The sequence below is a fragment of the Acinetobacter sp. LF10 genome, from assembly GCF_048585715.1.
GTDB lineage: Bacteria > Pseudomonadota > Gammaproteobacteria > Pseudomonadales > Moraxellaceae > Acinetobacter.
The window spans coordinates 1306543-1326569 of record NZ_CP184160.1 but is presented as its reverse complement, the minus strand read 5'-3'; the positions used below and the strand labels follow the sequence as shown (position 1 = coordinate 1326569).

The window sequence follows — 20027 nt, the reverse complement described above, 5'->3', positions numbered from 1 at the left end:
AACTTAAGGTGTAACCTGAATAGAAAAATACAACGCTGCTTGCTCCTGTGGCGCAAGTGCTCCAATATTTCCAGATATTTGATCTCCACTCACAGCTACAGAACCCTTACTCACTGACGGCGGCAATGCATTTCGCAAAATACTATAAGCAGGTACAACATCATTAATCACGACATTTGCTGCTAGTGTTGAACCATCATTTTTAATTGTTAAACGATAGGTAACGCATTGATTTGGCTTAATCGTCAATGGGTTGCTCGCATAGGTCGCGGTGGCAACATTCATAAGTGTACATGCTTCATCTTTAGACTGCTCTTTGGTCAAACGAAGTTGCGTAGGATCAACTGTTGTTAAATCTGTATTTTGAATTGTTGTCAGCGTTAAACCTTGGATTGTATTCGTAGCAGAGACGACGATATTCGCTGCACTAGAAATACCATTTGCTGCTGTTAATGGAGCTTGAACTTTTAAAATTAGCTGAACTGAACTTTGTGGGTTTAATCCACCAGTTATAGACAAATCGGTAGCAATCGGGTCTGTGGTATCTAATACACCATTATTATTAGCATCGTAATACAAAGTATAAGTGAAACCATCATTAATATTTTGAGGGACTACGCTAAGACTTACTTTTCCGCTTGTATCACCTTCAACAAATGTACCCATATTTTTTAATGTATGCAGATATACAACCGTACCACCTACATTAATCCGCCCTTGTTGATCATTTGCTAAAGTCAACTTGCGTACAGCTACATCAACTTGATCTTTAATACTGTCACCTTGAGCATTCATCGGTGATTTCATAGCAAACCAAATTGGTAAACTTGTCAAAGTCGTGTCCGCAGGAACAGTGACAACCGCACAATACTGTTTAGTTGTTCCAGCCGCCATGTTGCCAGTACTGGTAATTTCAGCCTGTAAGGTTTGACATGTTGCATCACCATTATAGAACTTCACGACCCAATTTGTTGGTAATGTCGTATTGATACTATTAATGTCAATCGCTGTACTCGATGCATACAAATTATAATTATTTGAGGCAGTGCTATTATTTCGAATAACAAGTGGGAAAACAGCTGTTGCACCTTTTATAGCATTTTTCACCAATAAGGCTTGCCCACCTGAACCAGTAACGTTTCCAACTCCCACACCTGAATTGTTACTGTTATACAAATCGCTTTCGCCCACAGCAACTGTATTAACTAATCGATCACGCGTACTATTTTTTACGCTAGTATCTGTTACGGAAGTTGCGGTAATATCGAAATCCATTGTACTTGTAGATGTACAATTTGATGGGAAATAAACCCCTAATTTAATTCTTTTTGAAGTGCCGTAAGCCAATCCGCCTGTATCAATAACACCATCACCATTAGTATCTGTCAGCAATGTCCGACCATCTGCATGATATAAACGAACTACAGCACAACTTGGCACATTACTTTTAACGAAGCTTAAATTATAAGTATCTGTCGCCTGCCCTGTATTCCAAACATAATTATCAAACTGGATTTCTTTTGCTACGCCCCCAAAAGTATTGTTTTGGGTTTGTAAGTTATTCAAGCCACCGTTTGGCTCGCCATCATCATTCGCGTTACTTGGGCTATAGTTAAGTACAACACCTAAGGTTTGCTGAACATTAAAAATTACAGTATTCGTTAGCGTGTTTTTCAGAATAGCATTTGATGCATTGTATTGTTGATAATCAGCGGTATTCGCAACTTTTTCAGCAGCATTCGCATTCACAGTGACTTTAAAACTTACTGTGCCTTTACTTAAAGCTGCTACACTTGCAAGCTCTACATCTACTTGCCCATTACTCACTTTATATTTTATTGGTGCATTTGCACCCGTCTCAACATCATCAGCATCAGTTAAAAATCCTGAACCATTCCCCCAACTACCGCTACCCGATTTATATGTTACATCTGTAGCTAAAATATCTCTTAATACGAGTCTTGCTGCTGCAGTACCCGTATTTGTATAAGCTAAAGTATAAGTAATTTCCGTGCCAGTTTTACCTGTGCTGATATTCTGTGATTTCGTCACTTGAATTACAGCATCATCCACAACTTTTACTGTATCACTTACGGTCATAGCGATTGCATTATCATGCTGGCTTGTAGCTGTTAAAGTAAAATTAGCAACATTATTTGCAGTTACGTTGGTTGGAATACTTCCAACGACAACTAATGAGGCAAACTCGCCAGCTTCTAAGCGAAAACTTGTCGTCGAATTCAGTAAATTATTATTATCATCAGGCTCGCCATTTTGATCCCGATCGATGTAAACGGCTACATTATCTAAATTAAATTGATCATTCGTTAACTGAGTAAGGCTTAATTTATAGTCGTCTACGATGTTACCAGTATTGGTTAAAACATGCGGGAAGTTAACTTTGCTTCCGATATTTCCGATATTTTGCTGATTACTTTGTAAAGCGAAAGAGTAGATTGGTTGAACAGTTAAAATAACTGCATTTGAGTTAATAACTTGCAAATTGCCTTGTTCATCATAGAAGTCACCACTTGCAATATTCGTGATACTACTTCCTGCTTTAGGTTGAGCAAATGCAATAGAACTATGAAATCCCAAAAATAAGCCAAATAAAGCGATAAATGAAGTTTTTGAGACAGCACTTTTGTTGAATCGGCTTATCATATTTTCAACCTGCACTAAAAGTTGTTATTTATTCAAATTCTGTGCATACAATACTACAAAAATATCAAATTGAACACATAATTTAACAAAATTGAGATATGTATACTTAATTTCAACAAGAATTATCGTAGAACTACTAATGTTATATTTGAATAAAAATATATTCGCAAATGAAATTTTAATTAGAATTTCTTGTTTATACCACCGAAGTTAAGAAGGATAACTTATAAAGACTTACGTTTTAGTTAAATACAACCTAAATTTTCAACTTTCAAAAAGTTTATATATGATCTTTTTGTATCGGTAATTTGATGCTAAACACACTATTCTGATTCGGATTACTATATTCAATTGAACCTTTATGCGCAATTACAATCGCATATACAACAGCTAAACCCAAACCTGTACCACCAAATTCTTTATTCCTTGACTGTTCCAATCTAAAAAAAGGATTGAATAAATCTTGTTGATATTCTTGAGGAATGCCCGGCCCTTCATCTTCAATGTTTAAAGTCCATTCTTTAGCGGTGCTACTTGAAGAAATTCTAATTGTCCCTGCATTGGCGTATCGAACAGCATTATCAAATAAAGCAATTAATATTTGTTCGATACGTCGTCGGTCACAAAAAATAAGAGTCGTCGCTAATCGCAGTTGAGCAGTTAAATTTGCTGTAGTGAATCTTTGTTCAAATATTTTTAATACTTTTTCAACGCTGTCCTGAATATCGACCCATTCATGATTTAATCGTAGTTGTTGATTTTCAACAAGGCTCACTGTACGAAGATCTTCTACAAGATGAGACAAACCCTCAACTTGATTGAGTAGACTTTTAAATAAGATTTCATCAGGTTTAAAAACACCATCTAAAACACCTTGTAAACGTCCTTGTAAAATTGTGATTGGTGTTCTTAATTCATGTGCAATTGCTGCATTCCAAAGTTGGGCTTTTTTAACAGAACTTTCTAATTGTTTCGCCATACTATTAAAGTTATGCATCAACTCAGCTATTTCAGTAGAATGAATTTGACTGTCATCAGCCCGCGCGGATAGATCGCCCTGACTAATTTTTTTTGCTGCATCCGCCAAGAAATTGATCGGCTTAATAAAACGTTGGGCAAGATGCATTCCAATAATGATAGAAATGATACCACCACAAAAAATCACCGCAGATAGCCAAATCCAATCGACAAAATGGAATTCCGTCCAATCTTCTTGTAATGAACTTAAAGTAATCCATCCCGCATCGATGGCATAGTTATAAATGAAATAGCCCAGAAAAACTGAAAAAAGTGTCACACTTAAGTTCACAATACTTAAGGCAATAAAGAGCTGTTTACTGATTCCTGAGTGACTTTTCATAACATTTTTTCCAGATAACTTGCATGTTGATCATTTGACTACACTATATTTCCTGCGGATGATCGAGTCGGTAACCGACCCCACGCACGTTAATCAACATCTGCTGCAATCCATGCTCCTCTAATTTTTTTCTTAATTTACTGACATGACTATCTACTGTACGTTCTAATGCATCACCATCAGGCAGACAATGATTTAAAAGCTCACTACGAGTGAATACTTTATGAGGATGATCAATCATTTGTAGCAAGATTTTATATTCAGTCAGGGTTAAATTCAGCATCACCTTCTTATGCTGCTGATGAACATAAACACTATGAATCTCGGTATTAATTTCAATATTTTTCTCTGTACACGACAAAAATAGATAACTCATTGAAATAATGTCACAATAATTGTTTTCTAACGACGAATACTATGACACATCTCAATGAGTTATATCTTATCTTAAACAAATCTCTAAAATGGAACAAGTCACATTTAAAGTGCTTTGCGCTCATCATGCTTGTGATCATTTTAAAGCAAACATGTAATCTTTCTTCTGCATCTAAAGCCTTGCCCATCAAGTGCTTACCACAATCATTTTATCGACGTATGCAGCGCTTCTTTGCAGGTCAGTATTTTGATTATCGTCAAATTTCTCAGTTGATTTTCAATATGTTTTCATTCGACCAAGTGCAACTGACTTTAGATAGAACCAATTGGAAATGGGGAAAACGAAATATTAATATCCTGATGCTCGCAATCGTTTATCGTGGAATAGCGATACCTATCCTTTGGACATTGCTTAATAAACGTGGAAATTCAGATACGAAAGAGCGTATTGCTTTGATTCAACGCTTTATAGCCATTTTTGGTAAAGACCGTATTGTGAATGTGTTCGCAGACAGAGAGTTTATCGGTGAGCAGTGGTTTACATGGTTAATTGAACAAGACATCAACTTCTGCATTCGTGTTAAAAAAACTTCATTGTCACCAATCATTTAGGAAAGAATCATAAAATTAGTGATTTATTTCGCCATCTTAAAGTTGGTCAAATTGAATGTCGTAAACGACGGATTTTGGTTGGTCGGGTGAAACTATATATAAGTGCACTACAGTTAGAAAATGGAGAGCTTTTACTCGTCGTTTCTCCTCAGTTTAATGCCAATGCTATTCAGGATTATGCATTACGCTGGGAAATTGAAACCTTATTCAGTTGTCTCAAAGGACGCGGGTTTAATCTTGAAAATACGCGCTTGACAGACCCTAGACGAGTGAAAAAATTGATTGCGGTGTTAGCTATAAGCTTCTGTTGGTGTTACTTAACGGGTGAATGGCAACATAATCAAAAAAAAGCGATAATAATAAAGAAGCATGGACGACTCTCAATGAGTTTATTTCGCTATGGTTTAGACTATGTTCAAATGGCGATTCAGCGTTTAATTGGTTTTGGGAAAAAAGAAGAGTTTAAGGAAATTTTGGCAATTTTAAGAAAGCAGAATCCTGATAGGATAAGGGTTCTGTGAAATTTGTCGTGTACAAAGAATATTTTTATAACTTAGATTTCTATTAAGTACCGGCTGACTCTGCTGTGTTCGTCGCAGCACTGCTTGAACGCGAGCCACAACTTCATTCGGATTAAAGGGTTTGACGACAAAATCATCCGCACCAATTCTTAATGCCATGACCTTATCAATTTCCTGATCCAATGCCGTAAGCATAATGACAGGGGTTTGCGCCTTTTGACGAATTTTGGTCAGCACGTCCCAGCCATTCAGTTCAGGCAATTTTATATCCAACACAATGAGATCAATTGTTTGTGCGGCATGGATTTCAATCGCCTGTTTGCCATTCATTGCCCGAATGACACGCATCCCTTCACGCTTGAGATAGTGCTCGATAATGTCTCCAATATCATACTCATCCTCTACCACAAGAATAAGTTTATCGTGATAATCGAAAGAAAAGGAATGCTCAAACATAACGATCCAGATCAATAAAACAATCGATTCATCATACGCTGATTTATCTGATTATCTCCACACTTTTTCCACACTTCCCCGATATTGGTTACACAAAGCTGGAAAATAATGTCAGCATCAGAAACTCCCAAGGCTTGGACAGAATGCAAAAGCATCTATTACTTCCATTATTTTTATCTATCGGACTCGTGCTACAAGGCTGTGGTTCTGAGGAGGCAAAGCCAGCTGAAACACCCCCTGCAAAAGTGAGCGTTTTAAATATTCAGCCGCAATTAGTGAACTTTAGTGAAAACTTACCAGCACGGGTACAGGCTTTCCGAACTGCTGAGATTCGCCCTCAAGTCGGCGGTATTATTGAAAAGGTATTATTCAGACAAGGCAGTGAAGTTAAAGCAGGCCAAGCCCTTTATAAAATTAACGCGGCAACTTTTCAGGCTGATGTGAATAGTAATCGTGCTTCTCTAAATAAAGCTGAAGCTGAAGTCGCCCGTTTAAAAATTCAATTGGAACGTTTTGAACAATTACTTCCAAGTAATGCAATCAGTAAGCAAGAAGTTAGTAATGCTCAAGCTGCGTATCGTCAGGCTTTGGCGGATGTTGCTCAGATGAAAGCCTTATTAGCTCGTCAAAACCTAAATCTGCAATATGCCACTGTTCGCGCCCCAATTTCAGGTCGTATTGGGCAATCATTCGTAACAGAAGGTGCCCTAGTCAGCCAAGGCGATACAAATAAAATGGCAACCATACAACAGATCGACAAGGTTTATGTGGATGTAAAACAGTCGATTAGTGAATACGAGACTTTGCAGGCTGCGCTACAAAGCGGTGAATTGTCTGCCAATAATGAAAAAACTGTCCGTATTTCTAATAGCCATGGTCAAGCGTATAACGTCACCGCCAAAATGCTATTTGAAGACATTAATGTTGACCCTGAAACAGGTGATGTCACCATTCGTATCGAAGTTCAGAATCCTGAACGGAAACTCCTTCCAGGCATGTATGTGCGAGTGAATATCGACCGTGCTTCAGTGCCTCAAGCTTTGCTAGTCCCTGCCCAAGCAATTCAACGCAATATCAATGGCGACCCGCAAGTTTATGTGATCAATGCCAAAGGTTCCGCAGATATTCGCCCGATTGAACTGGGACAACAATATGATCAGTTCTACATTGCCAATAAAGGCCTTAAAACAGGTGACAAAGTGGTTGTAGAAGGTGTTGATCGTATTCAGCCCAATCAAAAACTTGAAATTAGCAACTGGAAAATACCTGCAACACAAGGAGCTCAATGATGATGTCACAATTCTTCATTCGCCGTCCTGTCTTCGCATGGGTGATTGCGATTTTCATTATCTTGTTCGGGTTACTAAGCATTCCCAAACTGCCGATTGCCCGCTTTCCAAGTGTTGCGCCACCACAAGTCAATATTAGCGCGACTTATCCGGGTGCGACGGCAAAAACTATCAATGATAGCGTCGTCACGCTCATTGAAAGAGAATTATCGGGTGTAAAAAATCTGCTCTATTACAGCTCAACTACGGATACTTCGGGTACGGCAGAAATTTCTGCAACGTTTAAACCGGGTACAGATGTTGAAATGGCACAGGTCGATGTACAAAACAAGATCAAAGCTATTGAAGCTCGTTTACCGCAAGTGGTTCGTCAACAAGGCTTGCAAGTTGAGGCATCGTCTTCGGGCTTCCTGATGCTGGTTGGAATCAATTCACCCAATGGGCAGTATTCCGAAGTTGATCTGAGTGATTATCTGGTCCGTAACGTGGTCGAAGAGCTGAAACGTGTTGAAGGCGTTGGTAAAGTTCAATCCTTCGGTGCTGAAAAAGCCATGCGTATTTGGGTTGATCCCAATAAATTGGTGTCTTATGGTCTATCAATTAGTGACGTTAATAATGCCATCCGTGAAAATAACGTCGAGATCGCACCAGGTCGACTCGGTGATCTTCCCGCACCTAAAGGTCAATTGATTACCATCCCATTATCGGCACAAGGTCAATTAGGTGATGTTGAACAATTTAAAAATATCAGCCTCAAAAGTAAAACCAGCGGTAGCGTGATTAAACTTTCTGATGTGGCTGAAGTTGAAATGGGTTCACAGGCCTATAACTTTGCGATTTTAGAAGATGGCAAACCTGCAACGGCTGCTGCGATTCAGCTCAGCCCAGGTGCCAATGCTGTCAAAACAGCGGAAGGTGTCAGAGCAAAAATTGAGGAATTAAACCTGAATTTACCTGATGGCATGCAATTTAGTATTCCTTATGATACCGCACCTTTTGTCAAAATTTCGATTGAAAAAGTGATTCATACCTTACTTGAAGCCATGGTACTGGTTTTCATTGTCATGTATTTATTCTTGCATAATGTTCGCTATACCCTGATTCCAGCGATTGTTGCACCGATTGCATTACTGGGGACTTTTGCGGTGATGCTACTGGCAGGTTTCTCAATCAATGTCCTCACCATGTTTGGTATGGTGCTTGCGATTGGTATTATCGTCGATGATGCGATTGTGGTGGTCGAAAATGTTGAACGAATTATGGCGACTGAAGGACTTCCTCCCAAAGAAGCAACTTCCAAGGCAATGAAGGAAATTACCAGTCCGATTATTGGAATTACCTTAGTCTTGGCAGCGGTGTTCTTACCGATGGCATTTGCCAGTGGTTCGATCGGGATTATCTATCAACAATTTACCTTAACCATGTCAGTCTCAATTCTATTCTCAGCATTATTGGCATTAATCTTAACGCCTGCATTGTGCGCCACGATTCTTAAACCAATTGATGGCCATCATCAGAAGAAAGGCTTTTTTGCATGGTTTGATCGCAGCTTCGATAAGGTCACTAAAAAGTATGAATTGATCCTGCTTAAAGTGATTAAACATAGCATTCCGATGATGGTGATCTTTGTAGTGATTACAGGACTTACCCTTGCAGGTATGAAGTATTGGCCTACAGCCTTTATGCCTGAGGAAGATCAAGGCTGGTTTATGACCTCATTCCAATTGCCATCGGATGCCACTGCTGAAAGAACGCGAGGTGTGGTCAATCAATTTGAAAGTAGTCTCAAAGACAATCCAAATGTTAAAAGTAACACGACCATCATGGGTTGGGGCTTTAGTGGTGCGGGACAAAACGTGGCTGTCGCTTTTACCACATTAACTGACTTTAAAGACCGTACTTCAACAGCAACTGAAATGACCAATGCGGTTAATGCCACGATGGCGCACAGTAAAGAAGGTGCAACAATGGCGGTATTACCTCCTGCCATTGATGAATTGGGTACATTTTCGGGCTTTAGCTTACGCTTGCAAGACCGTGCCAACTTAGGTATGCCTGCACTTTTAGCTGCACAAGACCAGCTTATGGAAATGGCCGCCAAGAACAAAAAGTTCTATATGGTTTGGAATGAAGGCTTACCGCAAGGCGACAATATTTCTTTAAAAATCGACCGTGCAAAATTAAATGTTCTCGGTGTGAAGTTCTCTGATGTTTCCGACATCATTTCTACATCAATGGGTTCAATGTATATCAACGATTTCCCAAATCAGGGACGCATGCAACAAGTGATCGTACAGGTCGATGCCAAATCACGTATGCAACTCAAAGATATTTTGAATCTGAAAGTCATGGGTTCAAATGGGCAATTGGTCTCTTTATCTGAAGTGGTGACTCCTCAATGGAATAAAGCACCACAACAATATAACCGCTATAACGGTCGCCCATCGTTGAGTATTGCAGGTATTCCGAACTTTGATACTTCATCAGGTGATGCGATGCGTGAAATGGAGAACCTGATTGCCAAATTGCCAAAAGGCATCGGTTATGAATGGACAGGTATTTCCTTGCAGGAAAAGCAGTCTGAGTCGCAAATGGCTTTCCTGCTTGTACTTTCTATGCTGGTGGTATTCCTTGTTCTGGCTGCGCTTTATGAAAGTTGGGCCATTCCGCTTTCAGTGATGCTGGTCGTGCCTTTAGGTATTTTTGGTGCAGTGGTTGCGATAATGTCTCGTGGCTTGATGAACGATGTATTCTTTAAAATTGGTCTGATTACCATTATTGGTTTATCTGCCAAGAACGCGATTCTGATTGTTGAATTTGCCAAGATGTTGAAAGAAGAAGGCATGAGTTTAGTCGAAGCCACTGTGGCAGCAGCAAAACTCCGTCTACGCCCTATTCTTATGACTTCGTTAGCCTTTACTTGTGGTGTGATTCCATTGGTCATCGCCTCAGGCGCAAGTTCAGAAACACAGCATGCCTTAGGTACAGGTGTGTTTGGAGGTATGATTTCAGCGACGATTCTCGCTATCTTCTTTGTCCCTGTGTTCTTCATTTTCATCCTAGGTGCAGTTGAAAAGCTGTTTTCCTCGAAACAAAAAAATCCATCTTAAACGACATTAAGCAGAGGGAATCAACGGGTTTCCTCTGACTCCTCATCTGTACCTATCCTTATATTATTTGGAGAAGACCATGTCTAAAGTGACTGTCTTATCTCGTGGCCTGCTTGTCTCTACGCTTTCAATTGCCTTGACAGCGTGTATGAATATGCAGGCACCAAAACCTGTGATTAAATCCGATATTCCACAAAATTTTGCCCTCGCAAACACAGGCAACTCAATTGCAACTCAGGGCTATAAACAGTTCTTTGCCGATACACGCCTATTGCAAGTGATTGAAATCAGCTTAAATAGCAACCGTGATTTACGCACTGCAACACTGAATATCCAACGTGCACAGCAACAATATCAAATCAGCAAAAATGATCAGTTACCAACTATTGGAGCAAATGGAAGTGCTGTTCGACAGGTGAATCCATCTGCGAACCCAAACAATCCTTATTCAACTTTTCAAGTCGGTCTTGGCTTAACTGCTTATGAGTTAGACTTTTGGGGTCGTGTAAAAAGCTTAAAAGATGAGGCCTTAAATAATTACTTTGCGACCCATAGTGCAAGAGAAGCCACACAGATCAGTTTAGTCAGTCAAGTGTCGCAAGCTTGGTTAGATTATGTCTATGCAAAAGCAAATTTAAATCTGGCTGAGCAGACCTTAAAAACACAACTCGATTCTTATAATCTGAATAAAAAACGTTTTGATGTTGGTATTGATAGTGAAGTTCCTTTACGTCAGGCGCAGATTTCAGTTGAAACAGCACGAAATGATGTCGCAAATTATAAAACCCAAGTTTCGCAAGCACAGAATTTACTTGATCTATTGGCTGGGCAAACGATTCCTAAGAACTTACTGCCTGACCAAGCGATCTTAAATATTACCCAAGAAAAAATCTTTGCAACTGGATTAAGCAGCGATTTACTCAATAACCGTCCAGACTTAAAAGGTGCTGAATATCAGTTGCAGGCTGCTGGCGCAAATGTTGGTGCAGCCAAAGCACGGATGTTCCCTACCATTAGCCTGACAGGTTCAGCAGGATATGCATCGGCAGATCTCAAAGATTTATTCAAATCTGGTGGCTTCTCTTGGTCAATTGGACCAAGTATCGACCTCCCCATTTTCGATTGGGGTACACGTAAAGCCAATATTAAAATTTCAAAAATAGATCAGAACATAGCACTCTCTAATTATGAGAAAGCCATCCAATCCGCTTTTCGTGAAGTCAACGATGCCCTTGCTGCTCATGCGCATATTGATGAGCGTTTAGCAGCACAACGTCGTTTAGTCTCTGCCACTGAGACCACTTATAAATTATCCACGGCTCGATTTAGAGCGGGTATTGATAGTTATCTGACCGTATTGGATGCACAACGTTCTGCTTATGCGGCACAGCAAGGTTTACTGATGCTAGAACAAAGCAAGTTAAATAATCAGATCGAATTGTATAAAGCGCTCGGTGGTGGTTTATCTCGAGCCTCGTAAACGCTTAAGTCGACTATTTGGGCTGATTTTTACAGACTCAGCCCTTATAGTGTTTAGGTTTAAATCAGAAAATAACAGTGAATCCATGTTTACACTTTCGATTACACCAAGATTCTATGAAACCGATGCTTTTGGACATATCAACAATACGGTGATCACTGGCTGGTTTGAAACAGCACGTGAACCTGTTTTTCGCCTATTTAACCCAAGTATGGAAATCAAAAATCTGCCTTTGATTCTCGCTCGAGTGGAAGTCGATTTTGTTGCCCAAATCTATTACGGCGCTGATATCGAAATCAAAACATGGATTGAGCATATTGGCAATTCTTCTTTTATTGTGGCACATGAAGCTTGGCAAAATGAGCATTGCGTTGCACGTGGCAAAGCGGTTCAAGTGTATTTTGATTTCAGCACACAAAAATCAGGCCGTATCCCAGATCAATTCCGCGTACAGTTACAGCAGTACTTGGTTGCACAATAAGCTCAATATTCTAGCAACCGCAAATGAAGTCTTTATTTGCAGTTGCTTAGATTTACTCAGTCAAATTTTCGAGAGAATTAGAGGTTAGCCAAAGCATAAATGACCTAAAACGACGATACTAAAATCAAGCTATTGATCTATCTTTTTATTTTCTTTGCTGAGGAATATATTTTCGAGCATGTCTTTGGTAATGGCGTGCAAATAACCAAATCATAAATTATTACTATTATTGCGTGTATAAAACAAAGCTATCACCACGGCAAAAACTGGCCAAGGTTAGATTTAAGTGTTTTGCCATCTCAATCGCCATACTGGTCGGTGCAGAAATTGTCGCCAATAGTCCAATATTGTATTGTGCGCATTTGCGAATCAGCTCATAACTGGCACGACTGGTCATCACCACAAAACCTTCTGCAACATTCATTTTCTGTTCAGCCAAGTAACCGATTAATTTATCCAAAGCATTGTGCCGACCAACATCTTCAAATAACGCCACGATCTGACCTTTCACCACCCAAGCCGCAGCATGTGCGCCACCAGTGAGTTCACTAATTCTTTGTCTGACTTTGAGTTGGGCAATCGCATTCGGAATTTGATTTAGCCAGATCGAAGAGACGCTTGTATTTACGATAGGTAAATTCGCATAAAGTTGTTTTAGGCTTTCCACACCACATAAGCCACAACCTGTACGCCCGACCATCATACGGCGATGCTCTTTGAGCGCCATAAATGCACAAGAGGAAATCGTCATATCGACTTCAACCCCTAATGTATTGTGACGAATCTCAAGTGAATATAGCTCACTTAGACTATGTAAAATCCCTTCAGACAGACTAAAGCCTTTGGCAAATACTTCAAGGTCTGAAGGCGTTGCCATCATCACTGCATGTGAAATCCCATTATAAATCAGTGCAACAGGATATTCCTGCACAATATAGTCCATCTCATTTTCTGAAATATCCCGATGGAAACGATGCACTTGCACCGTTTCATAGCCACGAATTTTTGTATCCACACTTTACCTCATTCACATTGCCTAATCGAACTTTGAATTTCGAGAGGCTATGTACGACTCACCCTTTCATTGGCATGTTCAGGATCGACTGCAACTGCAAGATTAAAATGTTCAGGTGCTTGCCCTGCATGCAGAATCACAGGAACACTTTTTGATGCTGGGATTTTGGCATATTTGTCATGACTACCTAAGGCAACTAATGGATTGGTTTCAGGATAATAAGCTGCCAAACTGCCTTTCGGAATGTTATAAGGGACAATACGGAAACTGTGTACAACCCGTTTAACTCCATCCGAGAACACACTCTCAATATCAACCCATTGATCCGCTTCAAACCCTGCCTCATCAATATCTGCTTGGTTCATAAACAGGACACGGCGTTGCCCGAATACACCACGGTAGCGATCATCCAAACCATATAAAGTGGTGTTGTATTGGTCATGCGAGCGTGTAGTCATCAAGGTATACACCTGCTGCTCAGTATATGCTGCTGCGTATTGATTTTCTTTATCTTGGTAGACCTCTGCCAACGGTGTAATCAAAAACTGAGCTTTGCCACTTGGCGTATTCCACACATGTTGATTGGCTGGATGCTCTAGATGGAAACCACCTGATTGATAAACACGTTGATTAAAATCATGAAATTCATCAAAGACATCAGCAATCGAATCACGGATACGATCATAGTTTTCGATATACCAACGCCATTTCACATTACTGTCTGGCAAAGCTGCTGCTGCCATACGAGCGACAATATCAGGTTCGGACAAAATATTGTCTGAAATTGGTGGATTACGCCCTGCTGAAAGATGAACATTACTCATCGAATCTTCAACTGAAATCGCTTGCGCACCATGCATCTGCATATCAACTTCAGTGCGCCCCAAACAAGGTAGCATCAAAGCATCTTGACCACAGACCAAATGGCTACGATTCAATTTCGTGGTGATATGTACAGTTAAATCACAACGGCGTAACCCTTCTTGGGTATATGCAGTATCAGGCGTTGCGACTGCAAAATTCCCTCCTAGACCAATAAAAACTTTTACCTCTCGTTCATACATGGCTTTAATGGTATCGACCACACCAAATCCATGTTTACGTGGCGATTTAATCCCAAATACTCGATCAATACTATCTAGTAGTTTATCACTTGGGTGTTCATTAATACCCATAGTTCGGTCGCCTTGTACATTACTATGACCACGTACTGGACATAGACCTGCACCCGGACGACCAATATGCCCGCGTGATAGCATCAAGTTAGCCAACATATGAATATTGGCAGTCCCATGACGATGTTGGGTAATGCCCATGCCCCAACAGAAAATTGCCTTTTTGGCATCAAGGAACATTTGTGCAATTGATTCTAAATGTTCTGCTGACAGCCCCGTATATTGATTAATTTCCGCCCAATCTGTTCGATCAATTTCAGATAACATCTCCTCGAAGCCAATCGTATTCATTTCAATGAAGCTACGATCAAAAACGCTTGGTTTCCCTTTCGCAAGTGCCTTTTTATCCCATTCTGATAAATGCTTTAGTACCCCAAAAAGTAACGCATAATCCCCACCAATTTTAGGCTGGAAGTAATAACGACTAATTGGCGTACTACTATTGGTCATCATTTCCAATGCTGCTTGTGGGTCTTGGAAACGCTCTAAGCCACGTTCTTTAATTGGATTTATCGCAACAATATTGCCTCCTCGTTTAGAGACTTCTCTGAGCGTCGCCAACATACGTGGATGATTGGTCCCTGGATTATGCCCAAAGCTGAAGATGGCATCCGCTTGATCAAAATCCTCTAAAATAACGGTTCCTTTGCCCAAACCAATCGCATCTTTTAAACCAACACTCGTGGTTTCATGGCACATATTGGAACAATCTGGGAAATTGTTGGTTCCAAAACTTCGGACAAAAAGTTGGTAGAGAAACGCCGCCTCATTACTGGCACGACCTGAGGTATAAAATGCCGCTTGATCTGGATAATCGAGTGCTTGTAAATGTTTAGCAATCAACTGAAAAGCGTCATCCCAAGAAATCGGTACATATTTATCTGACACAGGGTCATAACGCATCGGGTCAGTTAAACGCCCTAAATCTTCTAAATAAAAATCGCTCTGTTCCGACAACCAACTCACCGTATGTTGTGCAAAAAATTCAGGTGTTACGGTTTTACTGGTTGCTTCAAATGCCACCGCTTTGGCACCATTTTCACAAAAGTTAAAGGCATGTGTATCTTTTTTCTCAGGCCATGCACAGCCTGGGCAGTCAAAACCTGTCGGTTGATTAATATTGAGTAAAGTAATTGAACCTTTTTTTAAGATGTCTTGGCGCTTGAGATTTCGCGCAACACTCAGTAATGCTCCCCACCCTCCTGCGGGTTGGGTATAAGGCTCGATTCTGGCATAACCTATATTTTCTTGTTTAAATTTGCTTTGCTCTGAATTATCCATTTAATCGCCTACATCATTGCGCTATTTTGGTTTCAATCTAAGATACAATTAACATGAATTTTTATTCTTTTCTATTTTTGATTTGTCTAATTCTAATGATTAAAATTAAAAAACTTACTGGCAATTGCTCAAATGGCCAGTAAGAGAGCTAAAACCTAATGCTTAAATTAACTATTCAGACGACTGATTAGGCTGAATGGATTGTGGTATTTGAGTTGTATTTTGCTTCTGTTGTGATGGCATATAATCAGGCTGATGAGATACAGCAAGGAAGAAGAAACCTAAAAATAAGCAGCCTAATAAAATACTGATTCCTACTGCAAGGTATGGGAATTTTGATTGTTGCTGAGACATAGATCCGCTCCTATTCAAATATTAAAATTCGATTCGATACAATCACATTGTGGACAAAACCTTATAGCTTGCGCCATTTTGAAGGCGAGTTTGCATGTATTCGGCATAGACCGATAATTTCTCAAAAATATGTTCTGAATAAAACATATCTTCAATTAGATGCGCCGCTTGCGCTTGGCTAAATTGACCAATTTGTGCAATAAGTTTGGCATTGAGATTCGAAAACAAAGTACAGATCGTTTTATGTAATTCATCTTTGTTTTTAAATAACAATTTTCTAGTATTCAACAATTCATCATGAACCATTTGCGGTGCTGTATCGGCATGAATCACATCAATTTTAATTTCAAAATAATCTTGCAGAATTTGCAATTGTTCTGCATTTATCAACAAATGCGTAATTAAAAACAGATGGGTAACATCTGTACGACAGAGTGCTTTAACAACACTCCGAAAAAGAAAATCCTCTTCACTTTTCGGATAATCTACGAGATCAACATACAGCTTTAGACTATGCAGCACCTGTTCAATTTTGAAATTGACACTTTTTTCTGCATGAAAATAGGGATTCAAAATCGACAATACCGACGGCACGACAGGCGTTGTATAAATCACCAACTGATTTAAATTGGCAATAATAAATGGAGCGAATAGATATCCTAGATTATTATCATTTTCACCAATCGAAGACTGTGCAATATAAGCAACACGATCTTTGGAAAAATCTCTTAAAACCTTGCCTCTTAATAAAGTCGCTTCTAGATTGACATACTCAAGACGTAGTTGTTCTTGTACCGATTGCGATGGCTCTCTGTCTTGAAACAGATGCGTCATCGCATTAAGTTCTTTGGTCACAAACATTGTCATATGCCATCCAGTCAAAATCATTATGTTTCGAACAATCTACCAGCCTTATTGAGATTGCATAGGCTGCTGAGTTCATGTTGTCATTTTGGATGAAGCATATAGAACTGCATAGCTACAGAGTTTAGTTAAAAAAATATAACAGATCATTTCATTCCCATTCATCTGTTATAAAAAAACAAGAAGAAATTGTACCTATTTATATACAACAGAAGATTGGATGATAAATAAAACTTAAATAGATTTTAAATAAGGATTGAGCAATCCATGCCACTCTTTTTATTTTCAAATATTTAAGTCCATTCTTTCACATTTTCCTAGCGACTGCTTTTGCTCGTCTGTTATAGGAGAGGATATATGGATCTTGGTCTCACTGCTTTAGAATTAGCTCGAATACAGTTTGCATTTACTGTTTCATTTCACATTATCTTTCCTGCCACCTCAATCGGCTTAGCCTGTTTCCTCGCTCTGCTAGAATGGAAATGGCTGCGTTCTCAAAATCCCATTTATAAAGATCTGTTCAAATTCTGGATCAAGATCTTTGCGGTTGCCTTTGGAATGGGTGTCGTGTCTGGCGTGGTGATGAGTTACCAGTTTGGCACGAACTGGAGCGAATTTTCCCGCGTTGCAGGAAGTGTTACAGGCCCATTACTCACCTATGAAGTTTTAAGTGCATTCTTTTTAGAAGCGGGTTTTCTCGGCATCATGCTCTTTGGTTGGGGACGGGTCAGCCCCAAAGCGCATTTTTTTGCTACCCTCATGGTTGCAATCGGCACCTGTATTTCCATGTTCTGGATACTATCCTCCAACAGTTGGATGCAGACACCTCAAGGCTTTAGCATAGAAAATGGCATTATCATTCCAACCGATTGGTGGGCGATCGTATTTAATCCCTCCTTCCCTTATCGCTTTGCGCATATGGCGGTTGCCGCATTTTTAGTCTCATCCTTATTGGTGGTGGGTACTGCGGCATGGCATTTGATCAAAGGTCGCCGTGATGAACTGATCAAAAAATCATTTTCGATGGGACTTTGGATGGTACTCGCCACTTCATGTTTACAAGTTTTGATTGGTGATCATCACGGTTTAAATACCTTAAAACATCAACCTGCAAAATTAGCAGCCATCGAAGGTCATTGGCAAACCAATCACAATGAAGCAATGCCACTCCTGCTGTTCGCCATTCCGAACATGGATAAAGAAGAAAATCTCTATGAAGTCGGAATTCCTCATCTTGGCAGTTTGATTCTGACTCATTCACTGAATGGTAAAGTCACAGGTTTAAAAGACTTTGCGCCTGAAGACCGCCCAAATGCTAGCATTGTGTTTTGGAGTTTCCGTGTCATGGTTGGGCTTGGCATGTTAATGGTGCTGCTCTCTTTCTTTGCCTTATGGTTGCGTAAAAAAGGCAAGCTTTATGGTTCATCTTGGTTTCATAAATTCGCTTTTGTCATGGGGCCTACAGGCTATATCGCCTTACTGGCGGGATGGGTGACAACTGAAGTCGGTCGTCAACCGTGGGTGATTTACGGCGTGATGCGCACCAAAGATGGTTTATCGTATACCGTGACAGCCGATCAGGTCGGAATCAGCTTAATTATCTTCGTACTGGTCTATACCATCGTGTTTGGTAGCGGCATTTACTATATGTTGAAGCTCTTGAAAAAAGGTCCTGAATTTATTGAAGCGATTGATCTTGAACCCGCAGGTCATGGGCATTTCAAAACCCCAATGCGTCCACTCAGTGCAGTCGATGAAAGCATTGATCAACAAGACTCAAACAAGGAGAAACACCATGATTGATTTATCTCTGATTTGGGTCGGCATTATCGGACTTGGTGTCCTGATCTATGTCATTTTGGATGGTTTTGATCTCGGGATTGGGATTCTATTTCCCTTCATTCAAAGCAGTGAAGAACGTGATGTGATGATGAATACTGTCGCACCTGTCTGGGATGGCAATGAAACTTGGATGGTACTGGGCGGCGCAGGGTTATTTGCAGCCTTTCCTTTAGTTTATTCAACCGTACTGTCTGCGTTATATATGCCGATTATCCTAATGGTGACTGCATTGATTTTCCGTGGGGTTGCCTTTGAATTTCGCTTTAAAGCCAATCGTACCAAATACCTATGGGATCAAGCCTTTATCTGGGGTTCAATTCTATCTAGCTTCCTGCAAGGGGTAATTTTAGGTGCTTATATTCAGGGTATCCAAACCACCAATGGTATTTTCTCAGGTTCAGGTTTAGATTGGTTCACTCCTTTCGCCTTATTTACCGGACTGGGTGTGGTTGCCATGTATGCTGCTTTGGGCTGTGGTTGGTTGATCATGAAAACAGATCATGAACTACAAGACAAAATGTATCATTTGATGCCTAAATTGATGATTGTTTTATTTGTGGTCTTTGCAGGTGTCAGTTTATACACGCCGCTCACCCATCCTGAAATTGCAACACGTTGGTTTGCTTTGCCAAATCTGCTTTATTTTAGTCCTGTACCCATCTTGGTCTTATTATTTACATTCCTTATTTTAAAGGCATGTAAACAACGGCAAGATTTCAAACCCTTTATCTATACTTTAGCTTTAGTGTTTTTAGCTTTTACAGGTTTTGTGATCAGCCTTTGGCCAAATATCATTCCACCCTCGGTTACCATTTGGGAAGCAGCTGCACCCTACTCAAGTCAAAAGTTTGCCCTTATTGGTGCTGTGATTTTAATTCCTGTGATTATTGCCTACACCATCCTCTCGTATTGGGTGTTTAGAGATAAGGTGCGTATTGGTGACGCAGGTTATCACTAGGAGCTTGACATGAAAATAAAATCGCTGCATTTAAATCCAACCCAATGGTTTATAATCTTATGGTTAGTCGGATTTTTTGCACTCGCCATCATTGCAGGTCTATTTAGATTACTCTTGATGTTTGCTTATTAAAAAATGGGTGGAATAGCTTTTAGATGAGGGCTATTCCATCAACACGGATTTACTTTAT

14 protein-coding genes and 2 pseudogenes are annotated in these 20027 nt (G+C 39.9%); 8 read left to right on the top strand and 8 right to left on the bottom strand.

Annotated elements, in window-relative coordinates; translation table 11 throughout:
- Positions 1-3 precede the first annotated feature (3 nt).
- From ACN19N_RS06380 to ACN19N_RS06370, 3 genes and pseudogenes are all read right to left on the bottom strand, one after another.
- Positions 4-2664: a hypothetical protein gene (locus ACN19N_RS06380; protein ID WP_420002229.1), complete on the bottom strand. Its 2661-nt coding sequence runs from the start codon at positions 2662-2664 to the stop codon at positions 4-6.
- 280 nt (positions 2665-2944) lie between these two features.
- Complete coding sequence (gene adeS, locus ACN19N_RS06375; protein WP_420002228.1) at positions 2945-4024, bottom strand: two-component sensor histidine kinase AdeS; 1080 nt, start codon at positions 4022-4024, stop codon at positions 2945-2947.
- Positions 4025-4067: 43 nt separating this feature from the next.
- Positions 4068-4370, bottom strand: a pseudogene (locus tag ACN19N_RS06370) (winged helix-turn-helix domain-containing protein); the annotation flags it as partial.
- A 71-nt stretch (positions 4371-4441) separates the two neighbouring features.
- Between ACN19N_RS06370 and ACN19N_RS06365 the strand changes: the two are divergent.
- Positions 4442-5532, top strand: a protein-coding gene (locus ACN19N_RS06365; RefSeq protein WP_100222571.1) for an IS4-like element ISAba1 family transposase whose coding sequence is annotated in 2 segments (ribosomal slippage) — positions 4442-4982 and positions 4982-5532 — 1092 coding nt in all. Because the reading frame shifts where the segments join, the coding sequence is not laid out codon by codon here.
- Here ACN19N_RS06365 and ACN19N_RS06360 read toward each other — a convergent pair.
- Positions 5533-5988: pseudogene (locus ACN19N_RS06360) on the bottom strand (response regulator); the annotation flags it as partial.
- 143 nt (positions 5989-6131) lie between these two features.
- On the opposite strand from ACN19N_RS06360, the gene ACN19N_RS06355 reads away from it, so the two are divergent.
- The 4 genes from ACN19N_RS06355 (at position 6132) to ACN19N_RS06340 (ending at position 12348) form a co-directional block, all read left to right on the top strand.
- Positions 6132-7277, top strand: coding sequence for an efflux RND transporter periplasmic adaptor subunit (locus tag ACN19N_RS06355; RefSeq protein ID WP_420002227.1), 1146 nt, complete (start codon positions 6132-6134; stop codon positions 7275-7277).
- Positions 7277-10387: an AdeB/AdeJ family multidrug efflux RND transporter permease subunit gene (locus tag ACN19N_RS06350; RefSeq protein ID WP_420002226.1), complete on the top strand. Its 3111-nt coding sequence runs from the start codon at positions 7277-7279 to the stop codon at positions 10385-10387. Before ACN19N_RS06355 ends, ACN19N_RS06350 begins: the two co-directional genes overlap by 1 nt.
- Before the next feature lie 79 nt (positions 10388-10466).
- A complete protein-coding gene (adeC, locus tag ACN19N_RS06345) occupies positions 10467-11867 on the top strand; it encodes an AdeC/AdeK/OprM family multidrug efflux complex outer membrane factor (RefSeq protein ID WP_420002225.1) in 1401 nt (466 codons plus the stop codon).
- A gap of 85 nt (positions 11868-11952) precedes the next feature.
- Entirely contained in the window at positions 11953-12348 is a 396-nt protein-coding gene (locus ACN19N_RS06340; RefSeq protein ID WP_269228162.1) for an acyl-CoA thioesterase, read from the top strand.
- A 226-nt stretch (positions 12349-12574) separates the two neighbouring features.
- On the opposite strand, the gene fdhD is transcribed toward ACN19N_RS06340, so the two are convergent.
- From fdhD to ACN19N_RS06320, 4 genes are all read right to left on the bottom strand, one after another.
- On the bottom strand, positions 12575-13363 hold the full coding sequence (gene fdhD / locus ACN19N_RS06335) for a formate dehydrogenase accessory sulfurtransferase FdhD (protein WP_420002224.1): 789 nt from the start codon (positions 13361-13363) through the stop codon (positions 12575-12577).
- Positions 13364-13410: 47 nt separating this feature from the next.
- Positions 13411-15819 (bottom strand): FdhF/YdeP family oxidoreductase, encoded by a 2409-nt coding sequence (locus tag ACN19N_RS06330; RefSeq protein ID WP_420002223.1) that lies wholly within the window; start codon positions 15817-15819, stop codon positions 13411-13413.
- Between the two features lie 171 nt (positions 15820-15990).
- Positions 15991-16173 (bottom strand): hypothetical protein, encoded by a 183-nt coding sequence (locus ACN19N_RS06325; protein ID WP_269228165.1) that lies wholly within the window; start codon positions 16171-16173, stop codon positions 15991-15993.
- Between the two features lie 42 nt (positions 16174-16215).
- The gene (locus ACN19N_RS06320; RefSeq protein ID WP_420002360.1) at positions 16216-17034 is read right to left on the bottom strand and encodes a hypothetical protein; all 819 of its coding nucleotides are present in this window, start codon (positions 17032-17034) and stop codon (positions 16216-16218) included.
- A gap of 360 nt (positions 17035-17394) precedes the next feature.
- Here ACN19N_RS06320 and ACN19N_RS06315 point away from each other — a divergent pair, with 360 nt between their 5' ends.
- The 3 genes from ACN19N_RS06315 to ACN19N_RS06305 are packed head-to-tail and all read left to right on the top strand — an operon-like array spanning position 17395 to position 19969.
- Entirely contained in the window at positions 17395-18840 is a 1446-nt protein-coding gene (locus tag ACN19N_RS06315; RefSeq protein WP_420002222.1) for a cytochrome ubiquinol oxidase subunit I, read from the top strand.
- Positions 18833-19837, top strand: coding sequence for a cytochrome d ubiquinol oxidase subunit II (cydB, locus tag ACN19N_RS06310; protein WP_420002221.1), 1005 nt, complete (start codon positions 18833-18835; stop codon positions 19835-19837). Before ACN19N_RS06315 ends, cydB begins: the two co-directional genes overlap by 8 nt.
- A 9-nt stretch (positions 19838-19846) precedes the next feature.
- Entirely contained in the window at positions 19847-19969 is a 123-nt protein-coding gene (locus ACN19N_RS06305; protein ID WP_265596708.1) for a hypothetical protein, read from the top strand.
- Positions 19970-20027: the final 58 nt, after the last annotated feature.